This is a genomic window from Bacillus sp. AR13-1 (assembly GCF_008042285.1).
In the GTDB taxonomy this organism is placed as follows: domain Bacteria; phylum Bacillota; class Bacilli; order Bacillales; family Bacillaceae_G; genus Bacillus_A; species Bacillus_A mycoides.
In genome coordinates this window covers 128,245-134,244 of sequence record NZ_QNUA01000015.1, presented here as the reverse complement: position 1 = coordinate 134,244, position 6,000 = coordinate 128,245, and the positions used below count along the sequence as shown (strand labels likewise).

The 6,000-nt window shown below is 32.1% G+C and carries 5 protein-coding genes; 4 read left to right on the top strand and 1 reads right to left on the bottom strand.

What is annotated here, in order from left to right; genetic code table 11:
- The first annotated feature begins 243 nt into the window (after positions 1-243).
- From DN408_RS31450 to DN408_RS14050, 4 genes are read left to right on the top strand one after another with little or no spacing between them, the layout of a single operon-like run.
- Entirely contained in the window at positions 244-417 is a 174-nt protein-coding gene (locus DN408_RS31450) for a hypothetical protein (protein ID WP_001030236.1), read from the top strand.
- Positions 392-1,360, top strand: a complete 969-nt coding sequence (locus DN408_RS14060) for a polyprenyl synthetase family protein (RefSeq protein WP_002128202.1) — start codon at positions 392-394, stop codon at positions 1,358-1,360. The genes DN408_RS31450 and DN408_RS14060 overlap by 26 nt, the downstream gene beginning before the upstream one ends.
- Complete coding sequence (locus tag DN408_RS14055) at positions 1,353-3,494, top strand: sensor histidine kinase (RefSeq protein WP_033730040.1); 2,142 nt, start codon at positions 1,353-1,355, stop codon at positions 3,492-3,494. The genes DN408_RS14060 and DN408_RS14055 overlap by 8 nt, the downstream gene beginning before the upstream one ends.
- Positions 3,466-4,074, top strand: coding sequence for a response regulator transcription factor (locus DN408_RS14050; RefSeq protein WP_002128205.1), 609 nt, complete (start codon positions 3,466-3,468; stop codon positions 4,072-4,074). The genes DN408_RS14055 and DN408_RS14050 overlap by 29 nt, the downstream gene beginning before the upstream one ends.
- 419 nt (positions 4,075-4,493) lie before the next feature.
- Here DN408_RS14050 and DN408_RS14045 read toward each other — a convergent pair whose 3' ends face one another.
- A complete protein-coding gene (locus tag DN408_RS14045) occupies positions 4,494-5,663 on the bottom strand; it encodes a serine hydrolase domain-containing protein (RefSeq protein WP_078179209.1) in 1,170 nt (389 codons plus the stop codon).
- Between the last annotated feature and the right edge of the window lie 337 nt (positions 5,664-6,000).

Below are 6,000 nucleotides of genomic sequence, written 5' to 3'. Positions count from 1 at the left end.
CATTTTCTTTTCCCCCTAAAATTTTTATTAAGACGTTATGTCTTATGTGTCTAATTTATCAGATAAATATCCTAGTAGAATCCGTATATTCCGCAAGTTTATATTGTAAATTCACGCATAATAAAAAAAATATATGTAAATTAAGTATTAAAAATTTAAGGACTATATTGAAAATATCCCATTTTTATTGTATTTTTTTATATAGAACTAAAATACAGAATATTTGGAAAGAGGGTTATTTTTATGAATAAAGCAATATGGGAATTTTTAATGGAGATGAAAAAAAACAAACTTACCTTTGAAACTTATGAATTATGTCCTTCATTGGAGACACTATCAGTTGAAGAGCGAATTGTATTAGATGAGTATGCAAAGGATTTCCGGGTGAAAATTGATGGTGGAAATCAGTGGGTTTAAAGATTGTTTAATCAATCATATTGATTACCATATCTCCTACCGTAATCAAAGTGATGAATCTGAAATACTTCTACTTATTCAGAAATGTCTTTCTCATAAAGGAAAGGTTTTAAATCCTGAATATTCTGGCTTCTCGTGGGGAGAGCTATATCTAGCTCTTTCTTTTTTGACCAAACGACAACCAATAACAAAAAGAGAATTAGATAAGGCAATGGGGGTTGAATTTATCTTTTTATCAGCGGATATAATAGATGATTTGTGTGATGGAGACGTATTAGATCCATTATATTTTAAAAACGAATATCCTCGTTTTTTGTTAGTTTCTCAATATTTACTTATGCAAGGACTGATATACTTAACTTATAAGACAAAAGATACTGCAACACGAGATCTTCTCCAACAATTGATACATTCGTGTTGTGGAGAATGGAAAGATATCCAATTTTGTTTTTCAATAGATAAAAAAATAATTTTAAGTGAAGAAGAATATATGAAACTTATTGAAAAGAAATCCGGTCTACTCACAGAAATTATCTTTCGAACTATTAATCCTGAAAATAGAATTTTAAAAGAAATTACATCTTATATAGGGATAGCTGGTCAGCTAAGAAATGATGCTAATGATGCCATGACAGATAATAAAAATGACCTTCAGGACTTAAAGGCTTATCTTCCTTTTTTAAAAGCTTATGAATATAGTTGCAAAACACAGGATAATTTTTTTGAAAATTTAACGGATGAACAAATATCTTCGTCACCTGAAGTTCGGGCATTAGTCCGGGATTACATAGAACAATCTGGAGCACTTCACTATTGTCGTATCCTATCTCAACTATATTATAGAAAAGCATTTGCACTCTTAGAAATGCATTTTGTTCTTTCTAAAGACGAAATGACTTATTTTCAAATGATGGTTATGGGCAGAGGTCACTCCTATGCGTAATATTTGGTTCTGTATACCTTTAAGCATTTTATATTTATTAATACTTTTAATAAATACTTACTATTTTCACTCTAGTAATTTTAAAGAAAGCGTTAACTCTTTATTAATTAGTCATTTTTATATGATCAGCGTTATTAGTCTTATTTTTTTTACTATAGGATTAATTAGCTTTTTAAAAAAAAGACAATCTATTGTAGCAAAAAAATTCTTTTCTCTAACATCAGTCTTTGGGATAGCTATTTTAACATCCTTATTATCTAGCTATGATATAAATATTTTTAAAGCTATAGAGGTGAGTAGTATTTTTATACTTTCTTATCTCTTAATAAGTTTTTTCTCTAATTTCCCTGTATCTACCAAACCAAAATATGTAAAAATATTCAACCTTGTATCATTTGTAATTTCAACAGGATTGACAATTATTTATATAATTTTTTGTTGTTTTGGATATATGTCTAACAATAATTTTAGCTTTTTATTTAAAGTTTTACTAATTACTAACCTATTTCTGAGTATTAGCATCTGTGTTTTTCTTGTTTCATTACATTTACGAGAAAATAACCTTAAGGTGAAAAGTCAATTATATATTCTGATTTTTGGTATTATTCTTAGTTTTTTACCTATTGTTCTACTTAATCTGATTCCCGGTCTACTTTTTGGGGAATCTAAAATTCCATTTACATATTGTTTACCTAGTATTATTATATTTCCTTTAACTATTTCTTATTTATTAATAAAGCAAGAAGTTATCGAATTTGAGATTAGAATTTCTAAATGGCTAACAAACTTACTCTTTTACTTGCTCAATTTCTTATTTTTAAATTTTTCGGTTGAGCAATTCATAGATTTGTCACAAAAAGAAATATTTATACTATGCGGCTTAAGTGTATTATCTGTTGTACTCTCTGTATATATATATAAACTTATTCTCTCATTATTTAGGTATTTAAACATAAAAAAGGATGCACAATCAGGTTTACATAAGATTGAGCTTTTTCAAACACTCTCGAAGGAAAAACATGCTAAAGAGCTTGCAAAATTAGTCGGACAGCTTATTAACCAGATGTTTAACATTAACGGCGTTTCCATAATATGGAACTCAAATAGTATTTATCATTCATTATATGAGACAGGTATTTTTCAGGATATGGATAAATTTGAGCTGTTTAACCAATTGAATCAACTTGAACAGAATTACTTACTAAAGGAAGGTACTACTCCTATTCATATTCAGTTTGAAAAATACCACTTAATTTGTTTTCCAATACTCATTTACCAAGGCATGCAGGGAGCTATTATTATTGGTGAAAAAAATGATTATACATTATTTAAACCTCAAGAAATTAATGAACTTGAAGAGGTTGTAATAAACTCGGCAAATTTACTATTAAGTGTTAATACCCTCAATAGTAATAAAAAAGAAATTCGAAAAGCAAAGGTAAAAGCTCAAAACTGGAAACAATTTAACTATCAGATTATTCAATCTCTAGAGAATGAAAGGAAAAGGCTTTCGATTTTCTTACATGATGAAATTCTTCAAATTCTTATTTTGCAATTAAACGAAATAAGAATGCTTCAGACCAAAAGAAACTTTTCTATAGACATATTAAATTCAATGGATGAGCAACTTGAAGATATTATCTATAGCATTAGAAAAATGTGTCATAATCTTCACCCTATTATCGTAGAAGATTTAGGTTTAGAAGCAAGTTTACACACACTAAAACGCGAGTTCGAATTAAATTATCGCATTCTCATTCATATACAATTTAATTGCAAATTAAAAATTCTCTCGAAAAATCTCGAAATACAGATTTATCGTATTATAAAAGAGCTACTGAATAATGCTATTAAGCACTCCAAGGGGAATAATGTTCAAATACATATCATAGAAGAAAGAGGCTGCTATGTTTGTACTGTAGAAGATGACGGCATAGGCTTTTGTGTTCCGAACAGTTTTTCTGAATTTAGTACAAGCAACCACCTTGGTCTAATGACCATCCAGCGTCAAATTTCCGAGTTGAACGGAAATTTGAGAATATCTTCTGAAAAAGAACATGGAACATTAGTCACATTTACCATACCAGTAAATTGGGAGGAAAATAATGAGTATACATACACTACTAGTGGATGACCATTTGTTGGTTATGCTAGGCATCCAAAGACTACTAGAATCTGAGGAAGATATTGAGGTGATTAATACCGTTCACGATCCTTCCATATTAATTAAAACTGTGGAAGATACCCGTCCTGATGTAATTGTTACAGACATCAGGATGAAGCAGTATAATGGTATTGAACTTACAAAAGATTTATTGTCAAAATTTCCGGATGTAAAGGTTGTAATTCTATCAGGATATGATCATGAAGAATATTATAATGCGGCCTTTGAAGCTGGAGCAAGTGCATACATTACGAAAGAAAGATCAGCATTTGACCTAGCTAACGCAATTCGTCAAAGTCACATGGGATATATACTATTTTCTAAGAATCAGATTATGGGAAATAATATTGAAGCACTAACTTCTGCTGAACAAAGAATATTACTCTTAATCTCAAAAGATAAAACAAATTATGAGATTAGTACGGACCTTTCAATCAGTAAAAGAACTGTAGAATATCACATTTCTTCAATTATTAGAAAACTGGGTGTAGATTCAAGAGTTGGAGCAGTCGTAAAAGGGATTAAAAAAGGATTAATTGAAGGTTTTTAAGGATAAGGTGACATTGCAGAACTGTTATGTCTAAAAGTTTATTGATAAATACAGAGACACAGAATCATAGTATATAACCACCAATACCTGCAAATGAAGAAATAGGACTCATGATTGGGTCCTATTTCTTCATTTGAGATAACTTTAACCAGATAAAAATTACAATCTTTTATTATATTCATAAATTCCCTCCCCATTATATTTTAAATTCATTCTGTATATGTTCCCACCACATTTCTCTCAGGCTGGAAAAGCAAAATCTTGCTCAAAATGAAAACACGCCATCCTTTCCTATGATTCTACAGAAAGAATAGCGTATTTTTTTATTTTAGGGAGGATTTTATTTTATTAGCTTAATAGCGCTGGATTACCGTCAAAGTTCCAAAAACCTCAAAATTTATCCGTTTTTCCTTTTTTACCTACTTACCAAATTCAGCAAGTAAAATATTTTTAAAAGGATCAGGACTGTTAGCTCTACCCATACTGTTCAAACTGACGGCCAACGTATGCTTACCTCCAAGTATACCTCCAGCAAAAGTACTAAATCCTGGAATACCACCTGTGTGTCCCCATATCGGGACACCGTTTGGAAGCTTAGTTTCATAGATTCCAAGACCGTATCTCCCGATTTCAGCTCTTCCTGTAGGAACTGTAGTAAGCATTTGTTTTAGTTGCTGTTCTTTCATTAATTTTCCACCGAGCAAGTAAGAAAAGAATTTGTTTAAGTCGTCAGCAGTAGAAATCATATCTCCAGCCGAGCTACCTATACTTGGATTAAAATAAGTAACGTCTTTTAGCTCACTTGCTCCGTCTGGTTGGACATATCCACGGGCATGCTTAGTGCCTGGAATAACGCTTGAATTGCCAGGTAGAAATGTATTCGACAATTCAAGCGGTTCAATAATCCGATTTTCAATCTCTTCCGCATAACTGTTTCCGGTTACTTTTTCAATAAGGATACCCAGTAATACGTATCCTGTGTTTGAATAAGACCAGCCCTTTCCTGGGGCAAAGTCTGGGGGCATCGAAAGTCCAATCTTCACTAGCTCTTCAGCGGTATACAATCTTTTTGTATGCGTAAAATCAGCTTCTTTTGACCTTGAGTATTCAGCGATACCACTTGTATGATTCAACATCTGACGGATAGTAATCTGTTTAGCATCATATCCATTTCCTTGAATGACACCAGGCAACCATTTTTCGATGGAGTCGTCTAGATTCAGGCGGTTCTCTCCAGCTAATTGAAGTAAAACCGTTGCGATGAACGTCTTCGTCACACTGCCAATGCGAAAGCGAAAATCTGTTTTCATTGGTTGCTTGCTGCTCAGATCCGCTACCCCAGCGGCATAACCCCAAGTTTTTCCACCCTCAGAAGTTTTAGCAAGTATCCCCGGGTATCCAAGTTGCAATGTATCCCGCATTGCTTGCTTGACGGAAGTACGATCTCGTTGAGTGCTTGTTTGTAACGAACTAGATACATTTTGAGTGGGCTCTGCTTTTACAATTGAGGCTGGCGTTGTATATAACAGGGAACTTCCAGCTATTAAAAGAGCCAGACTTGCAAATGTAATTTGACTACGTGTTTTCATAAGGCATTCCTCTCCTCTATTCATATTGTATAGGTGGTTGCTTGATATTTCATACTCACCACACAGCTATCATCTCTACCGATGACAAAAAGTCAACATTGAATTCGTAATCATCTTCATAATGATTATTTTTACAAGCTCCATTCTGTCCTAATAAACGGTAAATCCCTCTTTTTGCATGTATGTTAACCTCAGAATTTATTTCTTTTCCATGAAACGCTCTTATTAACTGGTTTGTTTTTCATATATAAGTTATATCTGTTCCTCCTTTCATGCTTCTTTATATTTTCATCATACACAATGAAAATCTCTTTTTCCTTACCTATTCCTTACAAAT

Bases quoted from the DNA above. Each gene is read 5' to 3' on its own strand.
- DN408_RS14050 (WP_002128205.1), top strand. From the start codon at position 3,466: ATGAGTATACATACACTACTAGTGGATGACCATTTGTTGGTTATGCTA.
- DN408_RS14055 (WP_033730040.1), top strand. From the start codon at position 1,353: ATGCGTAATATTTGGTTCTGTATACCTTTAAGCATTTTATATTTATTA.
- DN408_RS14045 (WP_078179209.1), bottom strand. From the start codon at position 5,663: ATGAAAACACGTAGTCAAATTACATTTGCAAGTCTGGCTCTTTTAATA.
- DN408_RS31450 (WP_001030236.1), top strand. From the start codon at position 244: ATGAATAAAGCAATATGGGAATTTTTAATGGAGATGAAAAAAAACAAA.